Origin of the sequence: Fulvimarina thalattae, from assembly GCF_040239565.1 — a bacterium.
Classification (GTDB): domain Bacteria; phylum Pseudomonadota; class Alphaproteobacteria; order Rhizobiales; family Rhizobiaceae; genus Fulvimarina.
Window position 1 is genome coordinate 158,101 of sequence record NZ_JBEHWS010000004.1, and the last position, 26,073, is coordinate 184,173.

Annotated in this window: 22 protein-coding genes; 9 read left to right on the forward strand and 13 right to left on the reverse strand. The window is 60.0% G+C overall.

All coding sequences use genetic code 11. The features are described from left to right. Nucleotides 1-247 precede the first annotated feature (247 nt). From ABRA89_RS07185 to ABRA89_RS07195, 3 genes are all read left to right on the forward strand, one after another. Nucleotides 248-586 (forward strand): P-II family nitrogen regulator, encoded by a 339-nt coding sequence (locus ABRA89_RS07185; protein WP_349940769.1) that lies wholly within the window; start codon nt 248-250, stop codon nt 584-586. Between the two features lie 64 nt (nt 587-650). Next, nucleotides 651-2,060: a type I glutamate--ammonia ligase gene (gene glnA, locus ABRA89_RS07190; RefSeq protein ID WP_349940770.1), complete on the forward strand. Its 1,410-nt coding sequence runs from the start codon at nt 651-653 to the stop codon at nt 2,058-2,060. A gap of 534 nt (nt 2,061-2,594) precedes the next feature. Then, nucleotides 2,595-3,299: a DUF4760 domain-containing protein gene (locus ABRA89_RS07195; protein ID WP_349940771.1), complete on the forward strand. Its 705-nt coding sequence runs from the start codon at nt 2,595-2,597 to the stop codon at nt 3,297-3,299. An 82-nt stretch (nt 3,300-3,381) separates the two neighbouring features. Here ABRA89_RS07195 and ABRA89_RS07200 read toward each other — a convergent pair whose 3' ends face one another. Further along, complete coding sequence (locus ABRA89_RS07200; protein ID WP_349940772.1) at nt 3,382-4,428, reverse strand: glutamine synthetase beta-grasp domain-containing protein; 1,047 nt, start codon at nt 4,426-4,428, stop codon at nt 3,382-3,384. A gap of 387 nt (nt 4,429-4,815) precedes the next feature. On the opposite strand from ABRA89_RS07200, the gene ABRA89_RS07205 reads away from it, so the two are divergent. The 4 genes from ABRA89_RS07205 (at nt 4,816) to ABRA89_RS07220 (ending at nt 9,804) form a co-directional block, all read left to right on the forward strand. Further along, nucleotides 4,816-5,007 (forward strand): DUF2735 domain-containing protein, encoded by a 192-nt coding sequence (locus ABRA89_RS07205; RefSeq protein WP_349940773.1) that lies wholly within the window; start codon nt 4,816-4,818, stop codon nt 5,005-5,007. 297 nt (nt 5,008-5,304) lie between these two features. Next, nucleotides 5,305-7,335, forward strand: coding sequence for a DNA topoisomerase IV subunit B (gene parE / locus ABRA89_RS07210; RefSeq protein ID WP_349940774.1), 2,031 nt, complete (start codon nt 5,305-5,307; stop codon nt 7,333-7,335). A gap of 93 nt (nt 7,336-7,428) precedes the next feature. After that, a complete protein-coding gene (locus ABRA89_RS07215; RefSeq protein ID WP_349940775.1) occupies nt 7,429-8,058 on the forward strand; it encodes a hypothetical protein in 630 nt (209 codons plus the stop codon). Between the two features lie 216 nt (nt 8,059-8,274). Then, the gene (locus tag ABRA89_RS07220; protein ID WP_349940776.1) at nt 8,275-9,804 is read left to right on the forward strand and encodes a DEAD/DEAH box helicase; all 1,530 of its coding nucleotides are present in this window, start codon (nt 8,275-8,277) and stop codon (nt 9,802-9,804) included. Nucleotides 9,805-9,945: 141 nt separating this feature from the next. Here the strand turns inward: ABRA89_RS07220 and hflX are convergent, their stop codons facing one another. The 8 genes from hflX to dusB all read right to left on the reverse strand — a co-directional run bounded on the left by hflX (nt 9,946) and on the right by dusB (nt 20,793). Further along, nucleotides 9,946-11,325 (reverse strand): GTPase HflX, encoded by a 1,380-nt coding sequence (gene hflX, locus ABRA89_RS07225; RefSeq protein ID WP_349940777.1) that lies wholly within the window; start codon nt 11,323-11,325, stop codon nt 9,946-9,948. Further along, a complete protein-coding gene (hfq, locus tag ABRA89_RS07230) occupies nt 11,326-11,568 on the reverse strand; it encodes an RNA chaperone Hfq (RefSeq protein ID WP_349940778.1) in 243 nt (80 codons plus the stop codon). Between the two features lie 261 nt (nt 11,569-11,829). Next, nucleotides 11,830-13,206 carry a Trk system potassium transporter TrkA gene (gene trkA / locus ABRA89_RS07235; RefSeq protein WP_349940779.1) on the reverse strand — a complete coding sequence of 459 codons (1,377 nt, stop codon included), beginning with the start codon at nt 13,204-13,206 and terminating at the stop codon, nt 11,830-11,832. Nucleotides 13,207-13,309: 103 nt separating this feature from the next. Then, nucleotides 13,310-14,674 carry a nitrogen assimilation response regulator NtrX gene (gene ntrX, locus ABRA89_RS07240; RefSeq protein ID WP_349940780.1) on the reverse strand — a complete coding sequence of 455 codons (1,365 nt, stop codon included), beginning with the start codon at nt 14,672-14,674 and terminating at the stop codon, nt 13,310-13,312. A 16-nt stretch (nt 14,675-14,690) separates the two neighbouring features. Further along, complete coding sequence (locus tag ABRA89_RS07245; RefSeq protein ID WP_349940781.1) at nt 14,691-16,898, reverse strand: sensor histidine kinase NtrY-like; 2,208 nt, start codon at nt 16,896-16,898, stop codon at nt 14,691-14,693. Between the two features lie 237 nt (nt 16,899-17,135). Then, nucleotides 17,136-18,581 (reverse strand): nitrogen regulation protein NR(I), encoded by a 1,446-nt coding sequence (gene ntrC, locus ABRA89_RS07250; protein WP_349940782.1) that lies wholly within the window; start codon nt 18,579-18,581, stop codon nt 17,136-17,138. Nucleotides 18,582-18,585: 4 nt separating this feature from the next. Next, nucleotides 18,586-19,746, reverse strand: a complete 1,161-nt coding sequence (locus ABRA89_RS07255; protein ID WP_349940915.1) for a two-component system sensor histidine kinase NtrB — start codon at nt 19,744-19,746, stop codon at nt 18,586-18,588. A 12-nt stretch (nt 19,747-19,758) separates the two neighbouring features. Further along, nucleotides 19,759-20,793 carry a tRNA dihydrouridine synthase DusB gene (gene dusB / locus ABRA89_RS07260; RefSeq protein ID WP_349940783.1) on the reverse strand — a complete coding sequence of 345 codons (1,035 nt, stop codon included), beginning with the start codon at nt 20,791-20,793 and terminating at the stop codon, nt 19,759-19,761. 219 nt (nt 20,794-21,012) lie between these two features. On the opposite strand from dusB, the gene ABRA89_RS07265 reads away from it, so the two are divergent. Further along, nucleotides 21,013-22,209 (forward strand): bifunctional 2-C-methyl-D-erythritol 4-phosphate cytidylyltransferase/2-C-methyl-D-erythritol 2,4-cyclodiphosphate synthase, encoded by a 1,197-nt coding sequence (locus tag ABRA89_RS07265; RefSeq protein ID WP_349940784.1) that lies wholly within the window; start codon nt 21,013-21,015, stop codon nt 22,207-22,209. Beyond that, nucleotides 22,206-22,718 (forward strand): CinA family protein, encoded by a 513-nt coding sequence (locus ABRA89_RS07270; RefSeq protein WP_463671263.1) that lies wholly within the window; start codon nt 22,206-22,208, stop codon nt 22,716-22,718. Before ABRA89_RS07265 ends, ABRA89_RS07270 begins: the two co-directional genes overlap by 4 nt. A 7-nt stretch (nt 22,719-22,725) precedes the next feature. Here the strand turns inward: ABRA89_RS07270 and ABRA89_RS07275 are convergent, their stop codons facing one another. The 4 genes from ABRA89_RS07275 to lpdA form a co-directional block, all read right to left on the reverse strand. After that, nucleotides 22,726-23,184, reverse strand: coding sequence for a type II toxin-antitoxin system RatA family toxin (locus ABRA89_RS07275; RefSeq protein ID WP_349940785.1), 459 nt, complete (start codon nt 23,182-23,184; stop codon nt 22,726-22,728). Nucleotides 23,185-23,193: 9 nt separating this feature from the next. Beyond that, a complete protein-coding gene (gene lipA / locus ABRA89_RS07280; protein WP_349940786.1) occupies nt 23,194-24,168 on the reverse strand; it encodes a lipoyl synthase in 975 nt (324 codons plus the stop codon). A 52-nt stretch (nt 24,169-24,220) separates the two neighbouring features. After that, complete coding sequence (locus tag ABRA89_RS07285; protein ID WP_349940787.1) at nt 24,221-24,469, reverse strand: GlsB/YeaQ/YmgE family stress response membrane protein; 249 nt, start codon at nt 24,467-24,469, stop codon at nt 24,221-24,223. Between the two features lie 103 nt (nt 24,470-24,572). Then, the gene (gene lpdA, locus ABRA89_RS07290; protein ID WP_349940788.1) at nt 24,573-26,027 is read right to left on the reverse strand and encodes a dihydrolipoyl dehydrogenase; all 1,455 of its coding nucleotides are present in this window, start codon (nt 26,025-26,027) and stop codon (nt 24,573-24,575) included. Nucleotides 26,028-26,073 lie beyond the last annotated feature (46 nt).

The window sequence follows — 26,073 nt, forward strand, 5'->3', positions numbered from 1 at the left end:
AAAGAACCGGGCCCAACGGCGCGGAATCGGGCCAGAATGATCGAAGCGTGGTCGTCATGGTTTGCCAAGCCCTGAGTCGGGACCCATAACGGCGTGAGAATTGAAAAAACGAAGCTGGCACTCCGCGCTTTGAAAACTATTTGCACGCCGGCAGGTTTCCATGGTCCGTCATGGCACGCAGCCTGCATCGCAGCGGATCGTCGGGCCCAACGCCCGCGTCGGGGACCAGAGATATAGGGGATGTTCGATGAAGAAGGTCGAGGCAATCATCAAGCCGTTCAAGCTCGATGAGGTCAAGGAAGCCCTCCAGGAGGTCGGCCTCCAGGGCATCACCGTGACCGAAGCCAAAGGTTTCGGCCGGCAGAAGGGGCATACCGAACTCTATCGCGGAGCCGAATACGTCGTCGACTTCCTGCCGAAGGTAAAGGTCGAACTCGTCCTCGGCGACGACGTCGTCTCCACAGCCGTAGAGGCGATCCGCAAGGCCGCACAGACCGGGCGGATCGGCGACGGCAAGATCTTCGTGTCGAATATCGAAGAAGCCATTCGCATCCGGACCGGTGAAGCCGGTACGGACGCAATCTGACCCGAAGCCCCAACCCCGGCTTCGATCCAACCAAAAAACTGCTTTTCAACTGGGAAGGACCGTCATGACTGACGCAAACGAAATTCTGAAGCAGATCAAGGACAACGACGTAAAATTCGTCGACCTCCGCTTCTCCGATCCGAAGGGTAAGATGCAGCACGTCACCATGGACGTGTCACAGGTCGACGAGGACCTGTTCTCCGAAGGTACGATGTTCGACGGTTCCTCGATCTCCGGCTGGAAGGCGATCAACGAGTCCGACATGGTCATGATGCCCGACCCGGAAACGGCTCACATGGACCCGTTCTTCGCCCAGTCGACCATGGCGATCACCTGCGATATCCTCGATCCGATCTCCGGCGAGGCCTATAACCGCGATCCGCGCACGACGGCCAAAAAGGCCGAAGCCTATCTCTCCCAGTCCGGCATCGGCGACACCGCATTCTTCGGCCCCGAGGCCGAGTTCTTCGTCTTCGACGACGTGCGCTACAAGACCGATCCCTACAACACCGGCTTCAAGCTCGACTGCACCGAACTGCCGTCGAATGACGACACGGAATACGAGACCGGCAATCTTGGCCATCGTCCGCGCACCAAGGGCGGTTATTTCCCGGTTCCGCCGATCGACAGCGCCCAGGACATGCGCTCCGAAATGCTGACCGTGATGGCCGAGATGGGCGTTTCGGTGGAAAAGCATCACCACGAGGTGGCGGCCGCTCAGCATGAGCTCGGCATCAAGTTCGACACGCTCACGCGCAACGCCGACAAGCTGCAGATCTACAAATACGTGATCCATCAGGTCGCGAACGCCTACGGCAAGACGGCGACCTTCATGCCGAAGCCGGTCTATGGCGACAACGGCACGGGCATGCACGTCCACCAGTCGATCTGGAAGGACTCAAAGCCCACCTTTGCGGGCGACGAATACGCCGGCCTGTCCGAGAGCTGCCTCCATTACATCGGCGGCATCATCAAGCATGCGCGCACGCTGAACGCCTTCACCAACCCGTCGACCAACTCCTATAAGCGTCTGGTTCCGGGTTATGAGGCACCGGTGCTGCTCGCCTATTCGGCGCGCAACCGTTCGGCCTCCTGCCGTATTCCGTTCGGCCAGTCGCCGAAGGCCAAGCGCGTCGAAGTCCGCTTCCCGGACCCGACGGCGAACCCTTATCTCGCCTTTTCGGCCATGCTGATGGCGGGCCTCGACGGCATCAAGAACAAGATCCATCCGGGCGCTGCCATGGACAAGGATCTCTATGATCTTCCGCCGGAAGAACTGAAGGAAATCCCCACCGTCTGTCGCTCCTTGCGCGAAGCGCTCGAAAGCCTCGACAGCGACCGCGACTTCTTGAAAGCCGGCGGTGTCTTCGACGACGACCAGATCGACGCCTATGTCGAGCTAAAGATGGAAGAAGTCGAGCGTTTCGAAATGACCCCGCATCCGGTCGAATTCGAGATGTACTACTCGGTCTGATCGCTGGTCTTCTGCAATTGCGGAAGTTAACGCATCTTAGATGGGACGTCTTCTGATGTCCCATCTGATTTTTGTAGCCAATTTTCGAGCATGCCGTTTTGCATCAGTGAGCGCCATAACTAAACAGCTTCTCGTGGTCGCCAATTTGAGTTTAGAACCTCTGGTCATGACGCCAAAGCTGCTCTGCCCTGAGCCATTATGATTGACACTCGTTTCTTGCTGTCGCAGGCTGGGACTGCTCAAACTAAGAGTCGTTATCGCGAAGTCCGATGAGCGAGGTTACGGCTTATTAACACGCATCAACGACGCTCGTTTTGGTTGGATATCCGGAAATTTTCCCTGTAGCAGAACGCTCCTAGGCTCCTATATCCTAATCATAAACGATTCCGGTGCGAGATTCAGTCTCGCCGGAATAACGTAGGAGAAAACATGATAAAAATCATTGATGGCACTACAGGTTTTTAACCTGCGGTGGTAAAACGATAGGGAGGCCAAGAGATTGGCCTCCCTTTTTCGTTTTAGGTAATTGACCAGATGGCAATCAGCATATCCATTTCGTTTTCCGATAAGCCAGTTGATTTGATTAGCTCAGGTACGGCAATTTTGATTGGCGCCGCGTTCGCTACCCTCGGCGTCGTATTTACTCAGAGAGCTTCGCGAAAACTGGAGAAGCAACGCCGCGCCTTCGAAATGATTCTCAAGCACGAAGATAGCGCACAGCTTTCAGGTGCATTCGCTGAGGCGCGCATATACATCGAATTTTACAAACATAAGTGTCACGGTCCTATGCCAGAGGATGTGATAAAAGGCGTCGAATATCTACTCAATCACTACGAATATGTATCGTCAGCAGTTTGGTGTGGCGATCTAGATGAAAAGCTGATGTTCCAGTCAGAACGATCGAGATTTATAGCCATAGTGCAAAATTTCGACGATCTTATCGCTATCAAACGGTCCACCATCCTCGGTGAAGGCAGCAACAACACGCCTTCAGTGTGGTCAAATTTGACCCGAATCTCGAGAAGATGGGATCAAACCAGAGGCCCTCGATCTACTTTACAAATCGCTTTGGAATGGTGGGTTATGAGACCCGTCCGCATGGAAGAATTTTGGGGTCGATGCTGCAACGTCATCAAGCGAATGTCAGTACGTGATTATGGCAACTCGAAGTGCCGGCGGGTCATCGTGGAGAAAACTGAAATTCTGAAGAAAAGTGCAGAAGGCTCGTACTATGGCTAGCGGCCTTAAGCCCAAATCTTATCGCCGGGCACGTCATTCGAAGCGCCCGGCTTTGTAATTTTCAATAATCGATGGGTAATAGTCAGGCAGCTACGGAGATGCCGCCTTCCTTGCTTTCCTCGACCTCCGCGATCGTCTTCAGGATCTGCGAAGCGATCTGGTAGGGATCGCCCTGGGAGTTCGGGCGGCGATCCTCGAGATAGCCCTTGTAGTCGTTCTTCACGAAAGAATGCGGCACGCGGACCGATGCACCGCGATCGGCTACACCATAGCTGAACTCGTTCCACGGAGCCGTCTCATGCTTGCCGGTGAGGCGCATGTGGTTGTCCGGGCCGTAGACGGCGATGTGCTCTTCGAGGTTCTTCTTGAAGGCGGCCATCAGGCTTTCGAAATATTCCTTACCGCCGACTTCGCGCATGTACTTGGTCGAGAAGTTGGCATGCATGCCCGAGCCGTTCCAATCGGTGTCGCCGAGCGGCTTGCAGTGGTACTCGATGTCAATGCCGTACTTCTCGGTCAGGCGCTGCAGCAGGTAGCGGGCCATCCACATCTCGTCGGCGGCCTTCTTGGAGCCCTTGCCGAAGATCTGGAATTCCCACTGGCCCTTGGCGACTTCCGCGTTGATACCCTCGTGGTTGATACCAGCCTCGAGGCAGAGGTCGAGATGCTCCTCGACGATCTCGCGGGCGATGTCGCCGACGGCCGAATAGCCGACACCGGTGTAGTACTTACCCTGCGGCTCCGGATAACCCTGCTCGGGGAAACCGAGCGGACGACCGTCCTTATAGAAGAAATATTCCTGCTCGAAGCCGAACCAGGCACCCTCGTCGTCGAGGATAGTCGCGCGCTTGTTCGATTCATGCGGCGTCGTGCCATCCGGCATCATGACTTCGCACATCACGAGAACGCCGTCCTTGCGGGCCGGATCGGGATAGACGGAAACGGGCTTCAACACGCAGTCGGAGCTGGAACCTTCGGCCTGTTTTGTGGACGATCCATCGAAGCCCCAGAGCGGAAGCTGTTCGAGGGTGGGGAACTCGTCGAAGCTCTTGATCTGGGTCTTGCCGCGGAGGTTCGGAACCGGAGTGTAACCGTCGAGCCAGATATATTCGAGCTTGTACTTTGTCATCGATGATCTCCTGAGAGGGGCGTTGGGAAGGAAAGCCGCCGTGCTGGGAGCGACCGGATGCGATAGCTTTCCGTCTTGCGTTCGCACGTGCAACATCCATGCCAAACCAAGAACCGCTTCGAAGCGCTCGCGTGCCGATTATCGGCAAAACATCATTCGGATTGAGGAAATCTCGGCGATCCGCATGCGGATCGATTAGCGCGCTCAAAAATTCACATTGTCGTGATAGATGGCCGCGAAAGCTCGATAGGCTAGGCTTTGTGAAACGAGCCCAATCTTCTTTGCATTTTTTTCGTGCAAAATGATCATTATATAAGCAGGATAAAGCAAAAAAATGAGCCGCTCCGGGCGGCTGAAAATATCATGACGAAATGAGGAGACAGGTTCATGACCATGGGCATCGAAACGCAGTCGGCGAGGATCTATCAGTTCCCGGTCGGCGGACGCGCCGGCTACAAGAAGCACTCCCATGCCTGGTCCGATGACCGCGCCACAAAACCATTCGAGACTGCAAATCATGTCGATTGGCGCGCGGCCTATCACGACGAGGCGATCGCCGAAGACACGGGACGAAATTGACTCCGACACGGTACGCATCTGACCCCGCGCACCTCGTCGGAAAGCACAATAAAGCTCGGCGGGGAGTGAAAATGCCAAGCCGTCGAGCCGACAAGTCCTCGCCCGCCTTCTCCGAAAGCGGTGGAAATCTTTCCGCGATCTAACATCCGGGCTTGGCTGTTGCCCTGCGGCGCTTGAAGAACAATACGTGAAAGTGTACCCCTGAGGCATGGTTGACGCCCGCCTCGACAGGACTTTTGTGCCGCTCGCCGCCTCTCATCAGGCGCGAAGCGAGTTGACTCGTGCGGGTGTCCAGGCATGAGCGACGATCTGTTCTCCGGCAATGCCGCCCGCAAAATGCCGCCTCAGCGGACCGCCAAGCCACGCAAAGCCGAGGCCGAGGCCGAACCACAGCAGTTCGGCGGCGATTATACTGCGGCGGACATCGAGGTTCTTGAGGGCCTCGAACCGGTTCGGCGCCGGCCCGGCATGTATGTCGGCGGCACGGATGCGAAAGCGCTGCACCATCTCTTCGCTGAGGTCATCGACAATTCGATGGACGAGGCGACTGCTGGGCATGCCAATTTCATTGACGTATCGCTGGACGCGGACGGCTTCTGCACAGTCAGCGACAATGGCCGCGGCATTCCGATCGATCCGCATCCACGCTTCAAGGATAAGTCCGCCCTCGAAGTCATCCTGACGACGCTGCATGCGGGCGGCAAATTCGACTCCAAGGTCTACGAAACCTCGGGCGGCCTCCACGGCGTCGGCGTATCCGTCGTCAACGCGCTGTCGGAAAAGCTCGAAGTCGAAGTCGCGCGAAATCGCAAGTTGTACCGTCAGGAATATGCGCGCGGCAAAGCTGTGACGAAGCTCGAAGCGGTCGGTGAAACCCAGAACCGCAGGGGAACGCGGGTTCGCTTCCGGCCCGATCCGCAGATTTTTGGCGAACATGCCAAGTTCGAGCCGACGCGGCTGTTCCGCATGGCGCGCTCGAAGGCCTATCTGTTTGGCGGCGTCGAGATTCGCTGGCAATGCGATCCAGCGCTTCTCGGGGAAGACAGCCCGATTCCCGCCCGCGATACGTTCCACTTCCCAGGGGGCCTCAAGGATTACCTCGACGCCTCGATCGGCAAGGACCGTATCACCTCGCAGATTTTTGCGGGGCGCACCGAGAAAGTGTCCGGACACGGCGCGGTCGAATGGGCAGTCGCGTGGACGCCGGACGACGGTTCTATCCGCTCCTACTGCAACACGATCCCGACTCCCGAAGGCGGCACGCACGAGAACGGTCTTCGCGCAGTCCTGCTGCGCGGCCTCAAGGCGTTCGCCGAACTCTCGGGTAACAAGCGGGCCTCCGTCATCACCGGTGACGACGTGATGTCGACGGCATCGGGGATGCTCTCGGTCTTTATCCGCGAGCCGGAATTCGTCGGGCAGACCAAGGATCGCCTCGCGACATCCGAAGCCCAGCGGATCGTCGAGCAGTCGATCCGCGATTCCTTCGATATCTGGCTCGCCTCGTCTCCTCAGGATGCCGCCCGACTGATCGATTGGGTACTAGACCGGGCCGACGAGCGACTTCGGCGGCGCCAGGAAAAGGAAGTCAGCCGCAAGAGCGCGACCCGAAAGCTGCGCCTTCCCGGCAAGCTCGCCGACTGCTCCCAATCCGGCGCGGCGGGGGCGGAACTTTTTATCGTCGAGGGCGACTCGGCGGGTGGGTCTGCCAAGCAGGCGCGCGATCGGAAGATTCAGGCAATTCTTCCCTTGCGCGGTAAGATCCTCAATGTCGCGAGCGCGGGCCGAGAGAAGCTTGGCGCGAACCAGCAGCTCGCGGATTTGATTCAGGCGCTCGGCTGCGGAACGGGATCGAAATATCGCGACGCAGACCTGCGCTACGAGCGCGTGATCGTCATGACTGACGCCGATGTGGACGGGGCGCACATTGCATCCCTTCTTATCACCTTCTTCTATCGGGAGATGCCTGAGCTCATTCGCGGCGGCCATCTCTATCTGGCGGTCCCGCCGCTCTATAAGCTCACGCAGGGCGGAAAGACCGCCTATGCCCGCGATGATCGCCACCGTGAACGCCTCGTCGAGAAGGAGTTCAAGGGTAAGGGCAAGGTCGAAGTATCGCGCTTCAAAGGCCTAGGCGAAATGCTGCCCGCCCAGCTCAAGGAAACCACCATGGACCCGAAGAAGCGCACGCTGCTTCAGGTCATCATGGATGAAACTCCCGAAGCCGGCACATCCGGCGCGGTCGACGCCTTGATGGGCAACAAGGCCGATCTGCGATTCCGCTTCATTCAGGAGCGCTCCGCCTTCGTCGACGATCTCGATATCTGAGCTCGTGTCGAGCACAGCCGGTCGAAGATTTGCGTCAGCGCATTACATGATGCGTGAATCATCGCCCAACACGCGTTCCTCCGAAGGATAGCCATGCGAAACGCATCCGCGAAACTTTTGCTCGCTTCGAGCCTCACCCTTTGGTCGCTACCGACATTTGCCCAAACCGACGCGCCCCCAGCTGAGCCGGCAGCACCGGAAGAGACCGCCCCAGTAGCTGAACCGGAAGCAGAAGCTCCCACTTCAGATGCGGCGCCGCAGGCCGAAAGCGCCGAGCCCGCGGAAGCAGCACCAGCTGCACCGAACGCCTACGCGCAGTCTCAGTCCATCGGCTCCGACGGCGTTTCGCAGGTCGTCGGCACGCTCTCGCCACTCGTCGAGGATGTACAGGTGGTCGGACCGTGGCAGGAGGGCGACCGGACCGGTATCTGGCGGGCCGTCATGGCGCGCGACCCGGCCGATCCGGCCAAATCGCAGTTCTTCATTCAGCAGATCGCGCCCTCGCCCACCGGCGCGCAGATCGCCCGCTCGATCAAGGTCGATGAGGTGGCGGCGCTGGGCGGCGCGGTTGTTGGTTACAGCGCCGACGAGCCAGCGGAAGGACAGGAAGGCTCGCTTACCCTGTTCTTCGAGATCGTACCATTGGATGGCGAAATCGCCGAAACATACGAGCTGCGTGTGCAGCCTGACGGCTCATACGATTTTGGTTTCGCTTCGAACTGACAGGATGTCTTCCTTCAAATTGCGAATAATTCCGACGACCGAGCTATCAAACCGTAAACGCAGTGGTGGGATTCTTTTGGATTTCGCCACTACAAAATCCTTCTTAGGAGCTTTATATCCCGCTTGCGGTTGACTTGATCCCGCACGCGCTCTATCGCGCGGCGTGAAAGCGCGATGTTTTCCGTAATTCCCAAACACATTGAGAGTATTGTCGATTTGACCACCTTTTCCGAACTCGGTTTGAGTGCGAAAGTATTAGCCGCCGTGGAAGCCACCGGCTATACGGAGCCGACGCCGATCCAGGCGGAAGCCATTCCCCACGCCCTGGAGCGTCGGGATGTCCTTGGGATCGCGCAGACCGGTACGGGCAAGACAGCGTCTTTCGTCCTCCCGATGTTGACCATGCTGGAGAAAGGTCGCGCACGCGCGCGCATGCCGCGCACGCTCATCATCGAGCCGACTCGGGAACTCGCGGCGCAGGTGGAAGAAAGCTTCTCGCGCTACGGGAAGGAACAGAAGCTCAATGTCGCGCTCCTCATCGGCGGTATGTCCTTCGATGAACAGGACAAGAAACTCGACCGGGGCTGCGATGTTCTGATCGCGACGCCGGGCCGCCTTCTCGACCATTTCGAGCGCGGCAAGCTGCTTTTGACAGGCGTCGAAGTTCTGGTCATCGACGAAGCCGACCGCATGCTCGACATGGGTTTCATCCCGGACATCGAACGTATCTGCAAGCTACTGCCCTTTACTCGTCAGACGCTCTTTTTCTCGGCGACGATGCCGCCCGAGATCACCAAGCTCACCGAACAGTTCCTGCAGAACCCGGTCCGCGTCGAGGTGGCCAAGCCTGCTTCGGCAGCACTCACGGTTCAGCAGCGTCTCGTCGCCTCCGGCGCCAAGGACTACGACAAGCGCGCGCGTCTGCGTGAACTCCTGCGCGCCAACGAAGACGTCACCAACGCCATCATCTTCTGCAATCGCAAGCGGGATGTCTCGACGCTCTTCCGCAGCCTCGAGAAGCACGGCTTCTCGGCCGGCGCACTCCATGGCGACATGGACCAGCGGGCTCGCATGACGATGCTGCATAATTTTCGAGAGGACAAGCTGCAGCTCCTCGTCGCCTCGGATGTCGCGGCGCGCGGGCTCGATATTCCCGCCGTCAGCCATGTCTTCAATTTCGACGTCCCGATCCATGCCGAGGACTACGTTCACCGTATCGGCCGCACCGGCCGCGCAGGCCGGTCGGGCAAGGCGTTCACACTTGTCACCAAGTCCGAGTCCAAACATCTCGACGCTATCAAGAAGCTGATCGGCACCGAGATCGAATGGCTTGATGGCGACCTTTCCACCGTCAAAGCGAGTGAAAGCGAAGAAGGTGGTGAGGACGATCGCCGGTCTCGTTCGCGCAATGGCTCCGGGCGCGGCAGCCGTAATCGCAAGGGGCGTTCGCGCGGCGGTTCGGACAAGGACGAACAGAAACAGCAGGACGAAGTCGCCGCGAAGGCTGATGATCCTAAGACCGACGAAGTCGAAACGCAGAACGAGGAAGCCGTGCAAGCCGTCGCAGCTCAGGATAACGAGAATTTCCGCAAGCCGAAGCCACAGGCCAGCAATTCACGTTCGCGTTCGAGCGAGCGTGGTGGACGCGGTGGCCGTGGCAGATCCTCGCGCGACGACAACAACAACACAATGGTTGGCTTCGGCGACGATATCCCCGCCTTCATGCTGATCGCGACAGGCACCTGATCCAACGGGGTTCCGTCCGATTGGTTGACTTTTGGCGCCGATCTCATTCGATCGGCGCTTTTTTATTTGGAAATTCGGTCAGTTCGCAGCGGCGAGATCGCACGGACCAAAGCCGTGCGCTCGTCGGCTTATCAGGCATCCTCAACCGAACTGGATGCCCTCGCCGGCTGCCTTGAGGCGCACGAGTTCGCTTGCGCCCTGCTCCGTCACCTGGATCTGAAGATGGATTGACCCGTCTTCCAGATCCTTACGATCGAGAACGGAGGCATTCTCGTAAATCCAGGATAGATGGCGCATGCCGTCCGGATCGAGCGTGACATCGAGTTCGGCAATCTTGCCCGCGATGCGGCGCTCGATATCGGCAAGCAACGCCTCTATGCCCTCGCCCGTCCAGGCGGAGACGATATGCGGCCGCTCCTTCTCCGCCTCGTTGGCGGCAAGCGTCTCGATACGCTCGCGCTCTGATGCGTCGACGCGATCGATCTTGTTCCAGACTTCCACCACATGCTCGGCATCGTCGGCGTCGATCTCCAGATCGCGCAGGATCTGGCGAACGTCCTCGGCCTGGGCGAGGCTGTCGGGGTCCGAGACATCGCGGATATGAAGGATGATATCCGCCTCGATCACCTCTTCGAGCGTTGCGCGGAAGGCGGCAACGAGATGGGTTGGCAGTTCGGAGATGAAGCCGACCGTATCGGAGAAGAGAATTTCGGTGCCATGGGCCAGCGTTGTTCGACGCATGGTCGGATCAAGAGTCGCGAAGAGCAGATTCTTGGCGAAGACGTCGGCTCCCGTCATCCGGTTGAACAGCGTCGACTTGCCGGCATTCGTATAGCCGACGAGCGCCACGATCGGATGCGGCCGCTTGCGGCGCTTGGCACGGTGAAGCTGGCGCGTGCTGCGCACTTTTTCGAGTTCGACTTCGAGCGCCTTGATCTTCGACTGCAGCTGACGACGGTCGGCCTCGATCTGGGTCTCGCCCGGACCGCCAAGGAAACCTGCACCGCCGCGCTGGCGCTCCAGATGGGTCCAAGACCGCACGAGACGGCCGCGCTGATAATTGAGATGGGCGAGCTCGACCTGGAGGCGCCCTTCCTTGGTCCGCGCGCGCTCGCCGAAAATTTCGAGGATCAGCGCCGTTCGGTCGAGAACCTTGGCGTTGAGCTCGCGTTCGAGATTGCGCTGCTGCACCGGCGTCAGCGGGTGGTCGATGATGACGAGACCGATTTCTTCGGCGGCGACGACACCCTTGAGCTCTTCGACCTTACCCTGCCCGATCAGAGTTGCAGGCCGCGGCGCTCGCTGTGAGATGATGCCGCTATCGACGATTTCGAGCTGGATTGCCGCCGCGAGGCCGAGCGCCTCCTCGAGCTTGGCATCCGGCGTGCGGCGCACTTCAAGCGTCGATCCGGCCTCCCTGTGACCGGTATCCTTGAAAACCGGGACGTAGACCGCGCTCCGTGTCGGATCCGCCTTGTGTTCGATCGGGCCTTTCGGACCGATACCGTCATGTTCCGCCAATCAGGCCTTCCCGTCGTCGCCGTCGTAGAGTGAGACCGGCTGCGCCGGCATAATCGTGGATATAGCGTGCTTGTAGACGAGTTGCGAATGCCCGTCTCGACGCAAGAGCACGCAGAAATTGTCAAAGGAAGTCACGACACCTGTCAGCTTGACGCCGTTTACCAGAAAGATGGTCAGGGAAATCTTCTGTTTGCGAACGGTATTGAGAAAAAGGTCCTGCAAATTTTGAGTGCGTTCGGCCATGACTTGGTGCGCCATCCTTTTGTTATCGTTCGTTGAAGGCTTCTCGGCCCCGGGCGTTCGTCCAGCTTACACGCTACCACCTGTGGATCAACGGCGTGCGGCCTCATTCTTGAGTACATGAGAACGGAGTTTTCGCAAATAAGAGCGAACGCGGAAACACGCCAGAAGGGCTATCCTGCGAGTTGAGAACTCGACCGGCATTTTCCGCCGACCAGCATTACGGGAAGGGCTGTGCATCCCTTAGAATTCGGCCATTCGGCATCAGAAGAATTCGAGACTCACTCGGAACATCTGCTCGACTTTGCGCACGGCACCGGATTTGGCGAAGATCACGACGCGGTCTTTTGCGCGGATTTTGGTCGAGCCAGTCGGTTTGACGTAGCTGCCACCGCGATAAATCGAGCCGATCCGCAGGTTTTCCGGCAGGTCCAGCTCGCGCAAGGGCACGCCGACGATCGGAGATGTTTCCAGCGCCTCGGCCTCAATCGCCTCGGCTAGGCCGTTCTGGATCGAATGAACAGCGCGGATGCGGCCTCGTCGCACATGCTGGAGGACGCGCGAAATGGTCACGGATTTCGGGTTGATGAAAGCGTCTATCTCCAGCGGCCGGGTTAGCCCCTGGAAGTCAGCATCGTTGAGCAGCGCGAGATTGCCGTGACAGCCGAGACGTTTGCCCATGACGCTGGCGAGCACGTTCACCTTGTCGTCATTGGTGAGGGACACGATGAGATCGCTTTCCTCGATATCCGCTTCGCGCAAGAGGTTCTGGTCAAGGCCCGAGCCATGCAGGACGATCGTCCGCTTCAGCTGATCGGCGATCGTCACGGCGCGGTCGCGGTTCGCTTCAATCACGCGGAGCTTGGCACGCAGGTTCCGCCGCTCCATCTCGCCGGCGACATAAAGGCCGATATTGCCGCCGCCGACGATCACGATCCGCGTCGCCTCCGGCTCCACATGGCCGAACAGGCCGAGGGTACGTTTCACGTGGGCACGTTCGACCACGACGTATGCGACGTCGCCGGCAACCATCTGGTCGGTCGAGGACGGAATGAAGAGACCGTTCCCTCGAAGGATACCGACGACAGTTGCGTTGAGGTCAGGGAAAAGGTCGGTCAACTGTCCCAGCGGCGTATTCACCACCGGACAGTCCTCGCGGCATTCGATCGCGATCATGGCAATCGAATTATCGGCAAAGCGCACGGCATCCATGGCGCCCGGCAGTGCAATACGGCGCAGCACCATCTCGCCAACCTCGATCTCCGGCGAGATGATCACGTCGATTGGCATGTTGTCGGTCGAGAAAAGGTCCTGCCAGTGAGACTGGAGGTAACTCTGGGCGCGAATACGAGCGAGTTTCGTCGGGATGTTGAAGAGCGAATGGGCGACCTGGCAGGCCACCATGTTGACCTCGTCGTGCAGCGTCACGGCGATGATCATGTCCGCCTGTTCGGCCCCGGCCTCAGCGAGAACGTCCGGGTGGGCGCCATGGCCGACGAAGCCCCGTGCATCCAGATTGTCGCGGATAGCCTGAACCAGCGTCGGCGACGTGTCGATGACGGAGACATCATTGCGCTCGGAGGCGAGACGTTCGGCGATACCGTAGCCGACCTGCCCGGCCCCGCAGATTACGACTCGCATTTGCGCACGCCCTCAAAACTCAAGTTCCGGCCTTGCTCTATCCTCTCCGAAGGTCGAGCGCAAAGGCACCGAAACGCTTCGCTCTGCGACGCCATTTCAGGTGTCAGATTCCAAGCGATTTCAGCTTACGATGCAGTGCCGAGCGCTCCATGCCGACGAATTCGGCCGTGCGCGAGATATTGCCGCCGAACCTGCTGATCTGCGCGACGAGATATTCCTTCTCGAAAACCTCGCGCGCATCACGAAGCGGCAACGCCAGAATCTGGCCGTTCGACTGGCTCGGCGTCTGGGGCAACATGTCGCCAACCTCGGAGGGCAGCATATCGGCCGAGATCGTATCCTCATCGTCGCCTTCCCGCGACAGGATCATCAGGCGCTCGATATTGTTGCGCAGCTGGCGGATATTGCCCGGCCACTCTGAGGATTGCAGCACGGCCAGCGCCTCGGGGCTCAGCTGTTTCGGCTTGATGCCGGTCTGCTCGCTCAGTTGCTTCATGAAGGCCTCTATCAGCAGCGGAATATCCTGACGGCGCTGCGAGAGCGGCGGCACGCTGATCGGGACGACTGCGAGGCGATGGTAGAGATCCTCGCGGAAGACACCCTCGGCAATTGATGATTCCAGGTTCTGCGCCGTCGAGGAAATGATCCTCACATCGACCTTCACTTTCTTGGTGCCGTCGACTCGCTCGAAGGACTGCTCGGTAAGGACACGCAGGATCTTGTTCTGTGTCTCACGCGGCATGTCGGCGATTTCGTCGAGATAAAGCGTGCCGCGATGGGCCTGCTCCAGTGCGCCGATCTTTCGCTCGACGCCAGGCGGCGTTTCGTTGCCGAAGAGCTCGATCTCCATCCGCTCCGGTGTGATCGCGGCGGCATTGATGGCGATGAAGGGCCCGTCTGAGCGGTGCGACGCCGTATGGATCGCACGGGCAACCATCTCCTTACCCGAGCCGGACGGCCCGAGAATCATGATGCGGCTGTTTGTCGGCGCAACACGTTCGATGACCGTGCGCAGCTGGTTCATCGGCTGGGACTTGCCGAGAAGCTCGGTGAAGTCGGTCGACTTGCGGCGCAATTCGACGACCTCGCGTTTCAGCTTGGAGGTCTCCAGCGCGCGCTCGGCGATGAGCACGAGCCGGTCGGCCTTGAAGGGTTTTTCGATATAGTCGTAAGCGCCCCGCCGAATGGCCGAGACCGCTGTCTCGATATTGCCGTGACCCGAAATCATGACCACCGGCACTTCGGGATGCTGCGACTTGATCATGTCCAGAAGATCGAGCCCGTCGATCCGGCTTCCCTGAAGCCAGATGTCGAGAAAAATCAGCTGCGGCGCGCGATCGGCGATCGATTGAAGCGCAAGGTCGGCATTGCCGGCCGTGCGGGTTTCGTGCCCCTCGTCCTCCAGAATGCCCGCAACCAGATCGCGAATATCGGCTTCGTCGTCGACGATCAGAATGTCCGATGCCATAGCGTATGTCGCCTCTCTAACCGTTCAGGTCGTCAATGTCTTTGTTGCCCGCTGGCAGGGTAACCCGCACCATCGCGCCCGACGGCTGATCGGGCGCGTCCTCGAGCGCGATCGTGCCGCCGTGTTCTTCGATAATCTTGCGAACGATGGCGAGCCCCAACCCCGTGCCTTTTTCGCGCGTCGTCATATAGGGCTCCAACAAGCGATCTCGATCATCATGCGGAAAACCATGTCCGTTATCGATGATAGAAACCTCGTGATGGCGCTCGCCGGGGCGAGCCCGCACGATGATCCGCCCGTCAGTTATACCAGCCCCTTCAAGGGCTTCCACGGCGTTCTTCACCAGATTTCCGAAGGCCTGACCAAGAAGCCGTGTATCGTAAGAGCCCGTCAGCGGCTTGTCGGGAATGTCTTTCTCGAAGGTCACTCCGTGGTCACCCATCTCCCGCGTGAAGATCGCTTCCTTGATCACGTCGCGTAGATCGGTGGGTTCCATGGTCGGCTTCGGCATGCGCGCGAAGTTCGAGAACTCGTCAACCATGCGACCGATATCGGAGACCTGCCGCACGATCGTATCGACGCAGCGATCGAACACTTCACGATCATCCTCGATCCGCTTGCCGTAGCGCCGACGGATGCGTTCGGCGGAAAGCTGGATCGGCGTCAGCGGGTTCTTGATCTCGTGCGCAATGCGGCGCGCGACATCGGCCCAGGCGGAAGAGCGCTGTGCGTCGACGAGATCGGTGATGTCGTCGATGGTGACAACGCTCGACTGGGCATCCCCGCTCTTCTCTGCGCTCGTGATCCGCACAGCAAGGGTGCGCTCGCGATCCCGGATGCGGAGGCGAATCTCTTCCTGATATTCGGAGCGATGCGAGGCAGCAGCCGCGTCGTGAATGGCTGCGAAGGCCGGGAAGGCCGTACGGAGTTGGACGCCCACAATGGAGCGGGAATCCGTGCCGAGGATACGCTCCGCGGACGGATTCAACATCGAGACCGCCCCCTCCGGCGAAACGCCGATGACGCCGACAGTCACGCCGGAGAGCACCGCCTCGATGAAGCGCCGACGCTCATCGATCGTATCGCGCGCATTCACCAGTTCGGAACGCTGGCTCTGCAGCTGCCGCGTCATGTTGTTGAAGGTGCTCGACAGAGAGCCGACATCGCCGTCGGATGCCCGCACCGGCACCGATACGGAAAGATTGCCGCGGGAAACCTCGTCGGCGGCGCTCATCAGCAGCCGGATCGGGCGCACCAGCCGGTCCGCAACGCCGATACCTGTCCAGATCGCAGAAAGCAGTACGATGAGCGCAATCCCGAGATAGAGAAGTGCGAACGCTAGCTGAAGGCCAAAACGGTTATCCTGCAGGCTCTGATATTCTGCCGAACGCTCTTCCATCAGCCGAAGCGCGGCCAGAACCTGCGGATCGACGGCTCTCACGGTGTAGAGATAGGCGTTCGGTAGATGCCTCAGCTTGATGATCGCTCCCACGAGGTTGGTAACGCCCGGCGGGATGAAGACGAGATTGCCGTCGATCGCCTGCTGCATGGCATCGTTTGGCGGCACGGGAAGCGGCTGGTCTGTCTCGACATCAGCCGTCAGGAACGGCTCCTTGTCCTCGCCGATCAGCTGGGCGCCGAGAAGCGAACGGCCCCGCGCCTGCTCGGTCATGAAATTCTCGAAGCCGCGCGGATCGAGATCGTAGAGCCGCCGTTGCTGATCGAGATCGTACGCCATCGAAAGCGTCGAGCCCTGCAGGTTCCGGGCGTTTTCGTTGACGTAAGCGCGGGCAACGTTGATCGAGGAGTCGACGATGGCCCGGGTCCGCATCTCGAACCAGCGGTCGAGACCAAGATCGAGGGTGATGGAAGCGACGATCGCGACAAGGATCGCGGGGATCGCCGCGACAATCGAAAACAGAAGCACGATGCGCACGTGAAGCCGCGAGGCGGCCCTGCCCTGGCGGCGGGCGCGGAACATGCGCGCGGCCTCTCGCCAAATGAGACCGGCGAGCAGTAGGACGAAGACACCGTTGACCGCCGTCGCGACAGTGACGACCGCATCCGTCGGCGCAATCGGCGTCAGTCCCATCAAGACGACGAAGGAAATACCGCCGCAGACGAGAGCACCGCAGACGGCAAGCAGACCGGGCACGAGCATGAACCGGCGCCGTTCCAGTAGGAACGGGCCGCTCTGAGCCGTATCGATGGGTTCGCTTGTCATGACTCGCTAGGTACCTCTCGGCTCTGTAGAGATACGCATTGTGTCAAAAATGCAACTCAAAAATTTTTCCGTTAGGGAAGCGGAGCGGAAGGCCTGCAAAATCAGAGGTTCATGAGGCCCGCGTCAGTGGACCGCAATGCTCCGAAGTGCGTTCGAGCAATACGTGGCGAATTCAATTCGCAGCTAGGCAGGAGAAACCCGGCTGTTCGCCATTAAGTCTGCCAGTCGCAATCGCGATCAGCGGATCGAGCGAACGATCGAGATATCGAGATCGCGGATCTTCTTTCGCAGGGTATTGCGGTTGAGACCGAGAAGGTCTGCCGCCTTCACCTGATTGCCGCGGGTCGCCGCGAGGGCAGCGGCGATCAACGGATATTCAACCTCCCGCACGATGCGGGCGTGCAGTCCCGGAGGGGGAAGCGCATCGCCGAAGCTGGAAAAGTAATCCGCCAGATAGCGCTCTGTCGCCTGGCTGAGATCAACCGGCCCCGACCCGTTATCATCGGAGCTCCCGAACTGCATGACGTCGTTAGCAAGTTCGCTTTCGACCAGTTCTGCCGTGATTTCGTCCTGCGGGTAAAGCGCGCAGAACCGCCGGATCAGATTTTCCAGTTCGCGCACGTTACCCGGCCAATTGTACTGGCGCATGACTTCGAGCGCGCCCGTCGTCAACATCTTGCGCGGCAGACCCTCTTTCGCCGCCTGGGCGAAGAAATGCGCCGCCAGATCAGGCAGGTCCTCAAGACGCTCGCGCAGGGGCGGAAGCCGCAGAGGCACGACGTTGAGGCGATAGAACAGGTCCTCGCGGAATAGACCGCGCGATATCGACTGCCGCAGATCCTTGTTCGTCGCAGCGACGATGCGAACATCCGAGGCAATCGGGGTTCTGCCGCCCACGGTCGTATATTCGCCCTGCTGCAGGACACGCAGGAGCCGCGTCTGGGCTTCCATCGGCATGTCGCCGATCTCGTCGAGAAAGAGCGTTCCGCCCTCGGCCTGCTCGAAGCGCCCGGTCGAGCGGGCTTGGGCGCCAGTGAACGCGCCCTTCTCGTGGCCGAAGAGTTCAGATTCGATCAGTTCGCGCGGGATCGCGGCCATGTTGATCGCGACGAATGGCCCCTTCTTGCGCCGGCCATAGTCATGCAGTGCGCGCGCAACCAGCTCCTTGCCGGTGCCCGACTCGCCGGTGATCGTCACCGTCAGGTCGGTCTGCATCATCCGCGCCAGCGCGCGATAGATGTCCTGCATGGCCGGCGAGCGCCCGACGAGCGGCATCGACTCGCCGTTCTCCTCCTGGGCGAGACGCGCGGCATCCTTCTTGGGCTCCGAAAGAGCGCGGCGTACGACGCCAACGAGTTCTGCAAGATCGAACGGCTTCGGGACGTAGTCGTAGGCACCCTTCTCCGATGCCTTGACCGCGGTCATGAACGTGTTCTGCGCGCTCATAACGATGATCGGCAGATCGGGCCGCGAGTTCTTCATCTTCGGCATGGAATCGAAGACGTTGCCGTCCGGCATGAGGACGTCGGTAACGACGAGATCGCCCTCGCCGCTCGAAATCCAGCGCCAGAGGGTTGCGATGTTCGATGTGGCGCGCACCTCGAACCCTGCGCGCATCATGGCCTGGGAAACCACTGTGCGGATCGCGGCGTCGTCGTCGGCGATGAGAATTTGCTGAACCATGGGCTTATTCCGTTTTCGCCTCGGTGGAGGCGGGCCGCGTCATCGCGCGCGGGTATTCAGATGGGTTGGCGTCCTCGAACTGCTTCTTCCAGGCCGGCATCAAGACACGAAAGATCGTCTGGCCGGGCTGGGAATCGCATTCGATGACACCGCCGTGGTCGCCGATGATCTTGGCGACAAGTGCAAGCCCGAGACCGGAGCCGGACGGCTTGGTCGTCACGAACGGGTCGAAGATGTTCTGGCGGATGTCGTCCGGAACGCCGGGGCCGTTGTCCTCGACCGTAAACTCCAGAGGCAGAGAAACCCGATCGCGCGTTCCGGGAATCGTCAGCCTCACGCCCGGGCGGAAGGCTGTCGTCAGCTTGATCTCCGGCGATTCGTTTTGAGACACCGCCTCAGCGGCGTTCTTCAAAAGGTTCAGGAACACCTGCACCAGCTGGTCGCGATTGGCAAAGACCGGCGGCAGCGAAGGATCATAGAGTTCGACAATCGGAATATCGCGCGCGACGCCATTCGCCGCGATCGTCTTCACATATTCGAGCACGGAATGGATGTTGACCGCCGAGCGCTCGATCGGACGCTGATCGGAGAACACCTCCATCCGGTCCACAAGCTTCACGATGCGGTCGCTCTCTTCCTGGATGATACGCGTCAGCGCCCGGTCCTCGTCCGAGGCGTCGCTCGCCAATAGCTGCGCCGCGCCCTTGATGCCGGAGATCGGATTGCGGATTTCGTGCGCCAACATCGCCGCAAGGCCGGTCACCGTGCGCGCTGCCGAACGATGCGTCAGCTGGCGATCCATCTTCTCGGCGATCGACCTCAGCTGGATCATAACCACGACAAGCTCGGGATGATCGGGAACGGTCGAGACATAGAGGTCGACCACCCTCTCGTCTCCGAGGCGCGGTGACGAGAGATCGACCCGGTATTCGCTGAAGCGCGCCTGCTCGTCGAGCGCCTTCTGAATCAGCGAGAACAGCGGGCTGTCTATCGGGACGAAATCCTGGAGCCGGCGGCGCACAAGATAGGGAAGGCTCGCCGAGAAGAACTGTTCGGCGTCCGAATTGGCATAATGGAAATATCCGCGGTCGTCACAGACGATCACCGGATGGGGCAGTCCTCCAAGAATGCTCAGGGCATCGGGTGCGGGCTTGCGGCTCGACATATTGCTCACGGGTCAGGCCGCCTTCGCATAGGTCTTTTGGTCGGTGAGTGCGCGGGCTTCGAGATCGGCCAGCGAGAGCCCGGAAAAGACCGATTTGATCTGTTCGATCACCGCGCGTGGATCGGTGTCACGCATCAGCTTTGCCTTCAGATTTGACGGAGAGACAGTGCGGTCGAAATACCAGCCAAGGTGCTTGCGCGCGTGGCGAACGCCCGTCGCCAAACCGTAATGCGAGAGCATCGCCTCATAGTGCTCGCCGACAAAGGATGCGGCGTCGATCGCCGCAAGCTGGTCGATCGTCACACATCCGCCGAGGAGCCCGGCAAGCCAGGGTCGGCCTTGCATACCACGCCCAGTCATGACGGCATCGGCGGCGCTCTGAGAGAGCATTTCGGGGAGCTGACTGCCGCGGGTGAGATCGCCATTGGCGACCACAGGAATCGTCACCTGTGCCTTCACTTCACGAATCGCCCGCCAGTCGGCGATGCCGTCGTAGAAATCGGCGCGGGTGCGGCCGTGTACCGTCACCATCTTCACGCCCGCGGCCTCGGCCTTCCCGGCGATCTCGGCCGCATTCAGTGTGTCACGGCACCAGCCGAGCCGCATCTTCAACGACACCGGCACGTTGCCGGCGCCACGAACCGTTGCCTCGACGATCCTCAAAGCAAGCTCGGGCTCACGCATCAGTGCCGAACCTGAAAGACCACCAACGACCTTCTTGGCCGGGCAGCCCATATTGATGTCGATGAGGTCTACGCCTTCGTCGGCCAGCTTGCGGGCCGCCTCTTCCATCCACACCGGATCACGACCTGCGAGCTGGACGGTGTGAATGCCGGGGCCGTCGCGAAGTGCGCGGAGCTTGCCCTCCTCGGCGCCTTTGACGAACTCGCCGCTCGCGACCATTTCCGACACGACGAGGCCGGCGCCGAACCGTCTGGCCAGCCGGCGGAACGGCACGTCTGAAATCCCAGAAAGCGGAGCGGCAAAAGCCCGGTTGGGAAGTTCCAAACGGTCGACAAGGATCGGAGAGCGAATATCGGGAGTCATGCTTTCCTGAAGCCCATTAAAGTCGCACACAACGAATCTGTCGCGTTTTTGATCACTCAGATCGTCGTAGAACGCCGAATATCAAATGACAACCTTTGAAACCGCCCAGAAATTCAGAAGACCTGCCATTCCGTTGACGCATGGCTATTTCGTGGGCATTCGGTTCGGTGTCGGACGACGCTTTCGTTCCTTACTTCCATAAGAGGCAGGCTTGAGTTCATGACCGCCCCAAGACTGGCAGCAATTATCGTCGCGAGCGGGCGGGGTGTTCGCGCGGGCGGCCATCCAGACGGAGCGAAACAGTTTCGCCGCATCGGCGGTAAGCCGGTTCTGGAAAGAACGCTCGAACTTTTTCTCCAACATCCTGCTGTCGGGTCCGTCGTGCTCGTCGCAAATCCCGACGATAGCGAGCGTGTTGCGGAAATTACCGCGAAGCTCAATGGGGTCGAGGACGTCCGCATCGTCAACGGAGGGGCGACACGACAGGCATCGGTTCGCGCTGGCCTTCTGGCACTGGCGGAAAGCACAGTCGAGAAAGTGATGATCCATGACGCGGTGCGCCCATTCGCATCAGCAAACCTGCTTACGCGGGTCGCGGAAGCGATAAGCGGTGGAGTCGGGTCTCTTCCCGTCGTCGCCGTCGCGGATACGCTGAAGAAAGGCACTGACGGACACGTAGTCACCACAGTGGACCGCTCCGAAATCTATGCCGCCCAGACACCACAAGGCTTTCCCTACCGGCTGATCATGGACGCCCACGACAGAGCGGCCGTCGAAACGGGCGTTGAATTCACCGACGACGCCTCAATCGCCGAATGGGCGGGAATTCCTGTTGCGATGGTCGAAGGCGAACCCGATAACGTGAAACTCACCAGCGCACGCGATCTCGAACTCGCGGACAGGCGTTTGAAGGGAGAAAACCGGATGATCGATGTAAGGACCGGCAACGGCTACGACGTCCACAAGCTGGTCGAAGGCGATCATGTCACGCTTTGCGGCGTGAGAATTCCCCATGATCAGACGCTATCCGGTCATTCGGATGCCGATGTCGGTTTTCACGCCCTGACGGATGCGCTGCTCGCAACCTGTGGCGCCGGTGATATCGGCGACCATTTCCCGCCAAGCGATCCGCAATGGAAGGGCGCCGCCTCGCACATCTTTCTTTCTGCCGCGCGCGACATCGTCGACGGCAACGGCGGACGCATCATGAATGCAGACATCTCGCTGATCTGCGAAGCGCCGAAGATCGCGCCACACCGTGACGCAATGCGCAAGGCGATCGCCGATTGTCTGGCGATCGAGATGGACCGCGTCTCCGTGAAGGCGACCACGAACGAGACGATCGGCTTTGTTGGGCGCAGGGAGGGGATCGCAGCGATTGCGACAGCGTCGGTCGTCTACGGAGAAAAGTCGTGAGCGCAGAGCGGGACGCAATCGAAAGTCTCGCGAGAGAGGTAGTCGAAAGATATGCGGCAGCTGGGCTGAAGCTCGCGACGGTGGAGTCCTGTACCGGCGGCATGGTCGCTGCAGCGATCACCGATGTAGCGGGCTCCTCCGCGGTGCTCGACCGCGGCTTTGTCACCTACTCCAACGAGGCCAAGATCGAGCTTGTCGGCGTCGATCTCTCGACCCTAGAAACCCATGGCGCCGTTTCGGAACCTGTCGCGCGGCAGATGGCGGAAGGCGGCGTCCGGCGTTCGATGGGAAAAGTCGCCGTTTCCATCACCGGCATTGCGGGACCGGGCGGCGGAAGCGAAGCCAAACCTGTAGGCCTTGTCCACTTCGCCTGCGCTTCGCCAGGCGGAACGACACACAGAGAACAGCGCTTCGGAGATATCGGCCGCGTCCAAATCCGATCGAGAAGCGTCGAAACAGCGCTACGAATGCTGCTCGACGCGGCAGAAGAAGCTCAGGCGGCGCGATAGCGGCGGATCACGACGACCGCGTGCCGTAAACCTCGTCCGCCCGCTCCTCGAACGCTTTGGCAAAACGCCGGAAGGCATAGTCGAACATCGAGCCCATGAGCATACTCAAGGTTCGGCTCTTGAATTCGTAGTCGATGAAAAAGTGCACGTCGCATTCGTTCTCGCCGATCGGCTCGAAAGTCCAGCGATTGTCGAGATAGCGGAACGGCCCATCGACATATTTCACGTCGATCCGCCGCTCTTCCGGCTTCAGAAGAACCTGACTCGTAAAGGTCTCGCGCACCATCTTGTAGGCGACGGTCATGTCGGCGACGAGCAGGGTCTTACCCTCCTTTTCGCGCCGCGTGCGGACGTTCAGGCTTTTGCAGAGCGGCAGGAACTGCGGATATTTCTCGACGTCGGCGACCAGGTCGAACATTTCGTCGGCGCTATGGCCGACACGGCGTGTCGATTCAAATTGCGGCATCGGACCCGATCATGCTGCGTTCGATTTCGCCAGCCGCGCGGCTTTCAGCCGCTCGAAGTCCTCCCCGGCATGATGCGAGGAACGCGTCAGCGGGCTCGCCGAGACCACGTAAAAACCCTTGGCGAGCGCGATCGTCTCGAAAGAGCGGAACTCGTCGGGCGTCACGTAGCGGATCACTGCGTGGTGCTTCTTCGTCGGCTGAAGGTACTGGCCGATGGTGAGGAAATCGACATCGGCGCTGCGCAGATCGTCCATCAGCTGAATGACCTCGTTCCGCTCTTCGCCAAGGCCGACCATGATGCCGGACTTGGTGAAGATTTCCGGATCAAGCTCCTTCACCCGCTGCAAAAGGCGGATCGAATGGAAATATCGCGCGCCCGGCCTCACGGTCAGATACTTCGAGGGCACGGTTTCGAGATTATGGTTGAAGACGTCGGGCTTGGCCGCAACCACCGTTTCCAGCGCGCCCGGCTTGCGCAGGAAATCCGGCGTCAGAATTTCGATCGTCGTCCCCGGCGCTGCCGCGCGGATCGCCTGGATTGTCCGCACGAAATGCTCCGCGCCGCCATCGTCGAGATCGTCCCGATCAACCGAGGTAATAACGACGTGGTTCAGCCCCATCTTCGCGACGGCGCGACCGACGCTTTCGGGTTCGTTGTCATCCAGCTTGTGAGGCATGCCGGTGGCGACGTTGCAGAACGAACAGGCGCGGGTGCAGATCCCGCCCATGATCATAAACGTCGCGTGCTTCTTGTCCCAGCACTCGCCGATATTCGGGCAACCTGCTTCCTCGCAGACGGTCACGAGACCGTTCGAGCGGGCGATGTCGCGGGTTTCCTGGAATCCCTTACCGACGGGTGCCCGAACCCGGATCCAGTCCGGCTTCGGGGGGCTCGCGGCCGTATCCGGCCGATGAGCCTTTTCGGGATGCCTCAACCGAGGTTTCGCCTCGATCTCGGCGCGATTGTCGAGCACCGTAACCATGCTTGATATCTAAGCTCTGCCAGCGCTCGGCGCAATCGGCCAACCGGTCGCGTCAGCGGCGAACCAGACGGAAAATGAAGATGAGAAGGCAGGCACCGACGAAGCCGGTGATGAGGTAGGCGAACGAGAAAGATGCGCCTGCGCCGACCCCGAGGCCCGTCAACTGAAGCAGGAGGCTGAGAACGATCGCCCCGACAATGCCGAGGATGATGTTCATGACCAGCCCCATGTCGCTGCCCATGACTTTTTCGGCGAGCCATCCGGCAAGACCGCCGACGATAATTGCTGCTAACCAACCCATTGGTAAGCTCCTTATACTGCTGTTACTGTCCCGCAAGGCAGATAGGTAATTGTGGCGTGAGACAAGACATCCACCACAATTTCCAAACAGCTTGGTTTACCGCCTACTGGTGGATGACGCGGCCGTAAGCGTCGAGCGAAGCCTCGTGCATCATTTCCGATAGGGTTGGATGCGGGAAACAGGTGTGGAAGAGCTCTTCTTCCGTCGTCTCCAGCCCGATCGCGATCACGAAGCCCTGGATGAGTTCGGTCACTTCCGCGCCCACCATATGGGCTCCGAGAAGCTCGCCGGTGTTGGCGTCGAATACCGTTTTCACCATGCCGTCCGGCTCGCCGAGTGCGATGGCCTTGCCGTTTCCGGTGAAGTTGAACTTGCCGACCTTCACCTCGCGTCCGGCTTCCTTGGCCTTCGCCTCTGTCAGACCGACCGAGGCAATCTGCGGATGGCAGTAGGTGCAGCCCGGGATCTCGGTTTTCTTCATCGGGTGCGGATGCATCCCCTTGATGGCTTCGACGCAGATCGTGCCCTCATGCTCAGCCTTGTGGGCGAGCATCGGCGGGCCGGCGACATCGCCGATCGCATAGATGCCGGGCGCGTCCGTCTTGCCGAGACCGTCCGTCTGGACGATGCCCTTCTCGATCTTCACTCCGGCCTCTTCGAGCCCGAGACCTTCGATATTGCCTTGAACGCCGACCGCCGAGATCAGGCGCTCTGCCTTGAGCGTTTCCGACTTGCCGCCCTTGGTCTCGACCGTGACGGTAACACCGTCCTTGCCCTTTTCGACCTTCGCGACCTTCGCGTCGGTCATGATCTTCATGCCCTGCTTTTCGAACTGCTTGCGGGCGAGCTTGGCAACCTCGGCATCCTCGACAGGCAGGATCTGCGGCAGAAGCTCGATGACGGTCACCTCCGCGCCCATGGTGCGGTAGAAACTCGCGAACTCGATACCGATTGCCCCCGAGCCCATGACGATGAGGCTCTTGGGCATGGATTTCGGTTTCATCGCCTCGAAATATGTCCAGATGCGATCGCCATCGGGCTCAATTCCCGGCAGCACGCGCGGTCGAGCGCCTGTCGCCACGATGACGTGCTTGGCCTTGTAAGTGCCCTCGCCCAATGTGCCCTTCGGCACCGGATGCTGCGGTTCGACGATCGGCTTTTCCATCTTGCCGACCTCGACCTCGACGGGTCCGCTCTTTCCGGCCTTCTTGATTTTGGCCTGCCCCCAGATGACGTCGATCTTGTTCTTCTTCATAAGATAGCCGACGCCGCCGTTGAGCTGCGCAGAAACCCCGCGGGAGCGTTTCACCACTGCCTCGATGTCGAATTTCGGCTTGTCGATCTGAAGACCGTAATTCTTGCCGTTCTCGGCGTAGTGGAAGATCTCGGCCGTCCGCAGTAGAGCCTTGGTGGGGATGCAGCCCCAGTTGAGGCAGATGCCACCGAGGTGCTCACGCTCGACGACCGCCGTCTTGAAGCCGAGCTGCGCGGCGCGGATCGCGGCGACATAGCCGCCAGGCCCGCCGCCGATGACGAGAACGTCGTAAGTATCAGCCATGGGTCGTCTCCCCGGATCGTTTGTCTCTGCGGGCGATCGAAGAGCC

What these genes read in the sequence shown, in the direction of transcription:
- ABRA89_RS07185 (WP_349940769.1), top strand. Translation starts at nt 248, where the DNA reads ATGAAGAAGGTCGAGGCAATCATCAAGCCGTTCAAGCTCGATGAGGTC.
- glnA (WP_349940770.1), top strand. Translation starts at nt 651, where the DNA reads ATGACTGACGCAAACGAAATTCTGAAGCAGATCAAGGACAACGACGTA.
- ABRA89_RS07195 (WP_349940771.1), top strand. Translation starts at nt 2,595, where the DNA reads ATGGCAATCAGCATATCCATTTCGTTTTCCGATAAGCCAGTTGATTTG.
- ABRA89_RS07200 (WP_349940772.1), bottom strand. Translation starts at nt 4,428, where the DNA reads ATGACAAAGTACAAGCTCGAATATATCTGGCTCGACGGTTACACTCCG.
- ABRA89_RS07205 (WP_349940773.1), top strand. Translation starts at nt 4,816, where the DNA reads ATGACCATGGGCATCGAAACGCAGTCGGCGAGGATCTATCAGTTCCCG.
- parE (WP_349940774.1), top strand. Translation starts at nt 5,305, where the DNA reads ATGAGCGACGATCTGTTCTCCGGCAATGCCGCCCGCAAAATGCCGCCT.
- ABRA89_RS07215 (WP_349940775.1), top strand. Translation starts at nt 7,429, where the DNA reads ATGCGAAACGCATCCGCGAAACTTTTGCTCGCTTCGAGCCTCACCCTT.
- hfq (WP_349940778.1), bottom strand. Translation starts at nt 11,568, where the DNA reads ATGGCCGAACGCACTCAAAATTTGCAGGACCTTTTTCTCAATACCGTT.
- trkA (WP_349940779.1), bottom strand. Translation starts at nt 13,206, where the DNA reads ATGCGAGTCGTAATCTGCGGGGCCGGGCAGGTCGGCTACGGTATCGCC.
- ntrX (WP_349940780.1), bottom strand. Translation starts at nt 14,674, where the DNA reads ATGGCATCGGACATTCTGATCGTCGACGACGAAGCCGATATTCGCGAT.
- ABRA89_RS07245 (WP_349940781.1), bottom strand. Translation starts at nt 16,898, where the DNA reads ATGACAAGCGAACCCATCGATACGGCTCAGAGCGGCCCGTTCCTACTG.
- ntrC (WP_349940782.1), bottom strand. Translation starts at nt 18,581, where the DNA reads ATGGTTCAGCAAATTCTCATCGCCGACGACGACGCCGCGATCCGCACA.
- ABRA89_RS07255 (WP_349940915.1), bottom strand. Translation starts at nt 19,746, where the DNA reads ATGTCGAGCCGCAAGCCCGCACCCGATGCCCTGAGCATTCTTGGAGGA.
- dusB (WP_349940783.1), bottom strand. Translation starts at nt 20,793, where the DNA reads ATGACTCCCGATATTCGCTCTCCGATCCTTGTCGACCGTTTGGAACTT.
- ABRA89_RS07265 (WP_349940784.1), top strand. Translation starts at nt 21,013, where the DNA reads ATGACCGCCCCAAGACTGGCAGCAATTATCGTCGCGAGCGGGCGGGGT.
- ABRA89_RS07275 (WP_349940785.1), bottom strand. Translation starts at nt 23,184, where the DNA reads ATGCCGCAATTTGAATCGACACGCCGTGTCGGCCATAGCGCCGACGAA.
- lipA (WP_349940786.1), bottom strand. Translation starts at nt 24,168, where the DNA reads ATGGTTACGGTGCTCGACAATCGCGCCGAGATCGAGGCGAAACCTCGG.
- ABRA89_RS07285 (WP_349940787.1), bottom strand. Translation starts at nt 24,469, where the DNA reads ATGGGTTGGTTAGCAGCAATTATCGTCGGCGGTCTTGCCGGATGGCTC.
- lpdA (WP_349940788.1), bottom strand. Translation starts at nt 26,027, where the DNA reads ATGGCTGATACTTACGACGTTCTCGTCATCGGCGGCGGGCCTGGCGGC.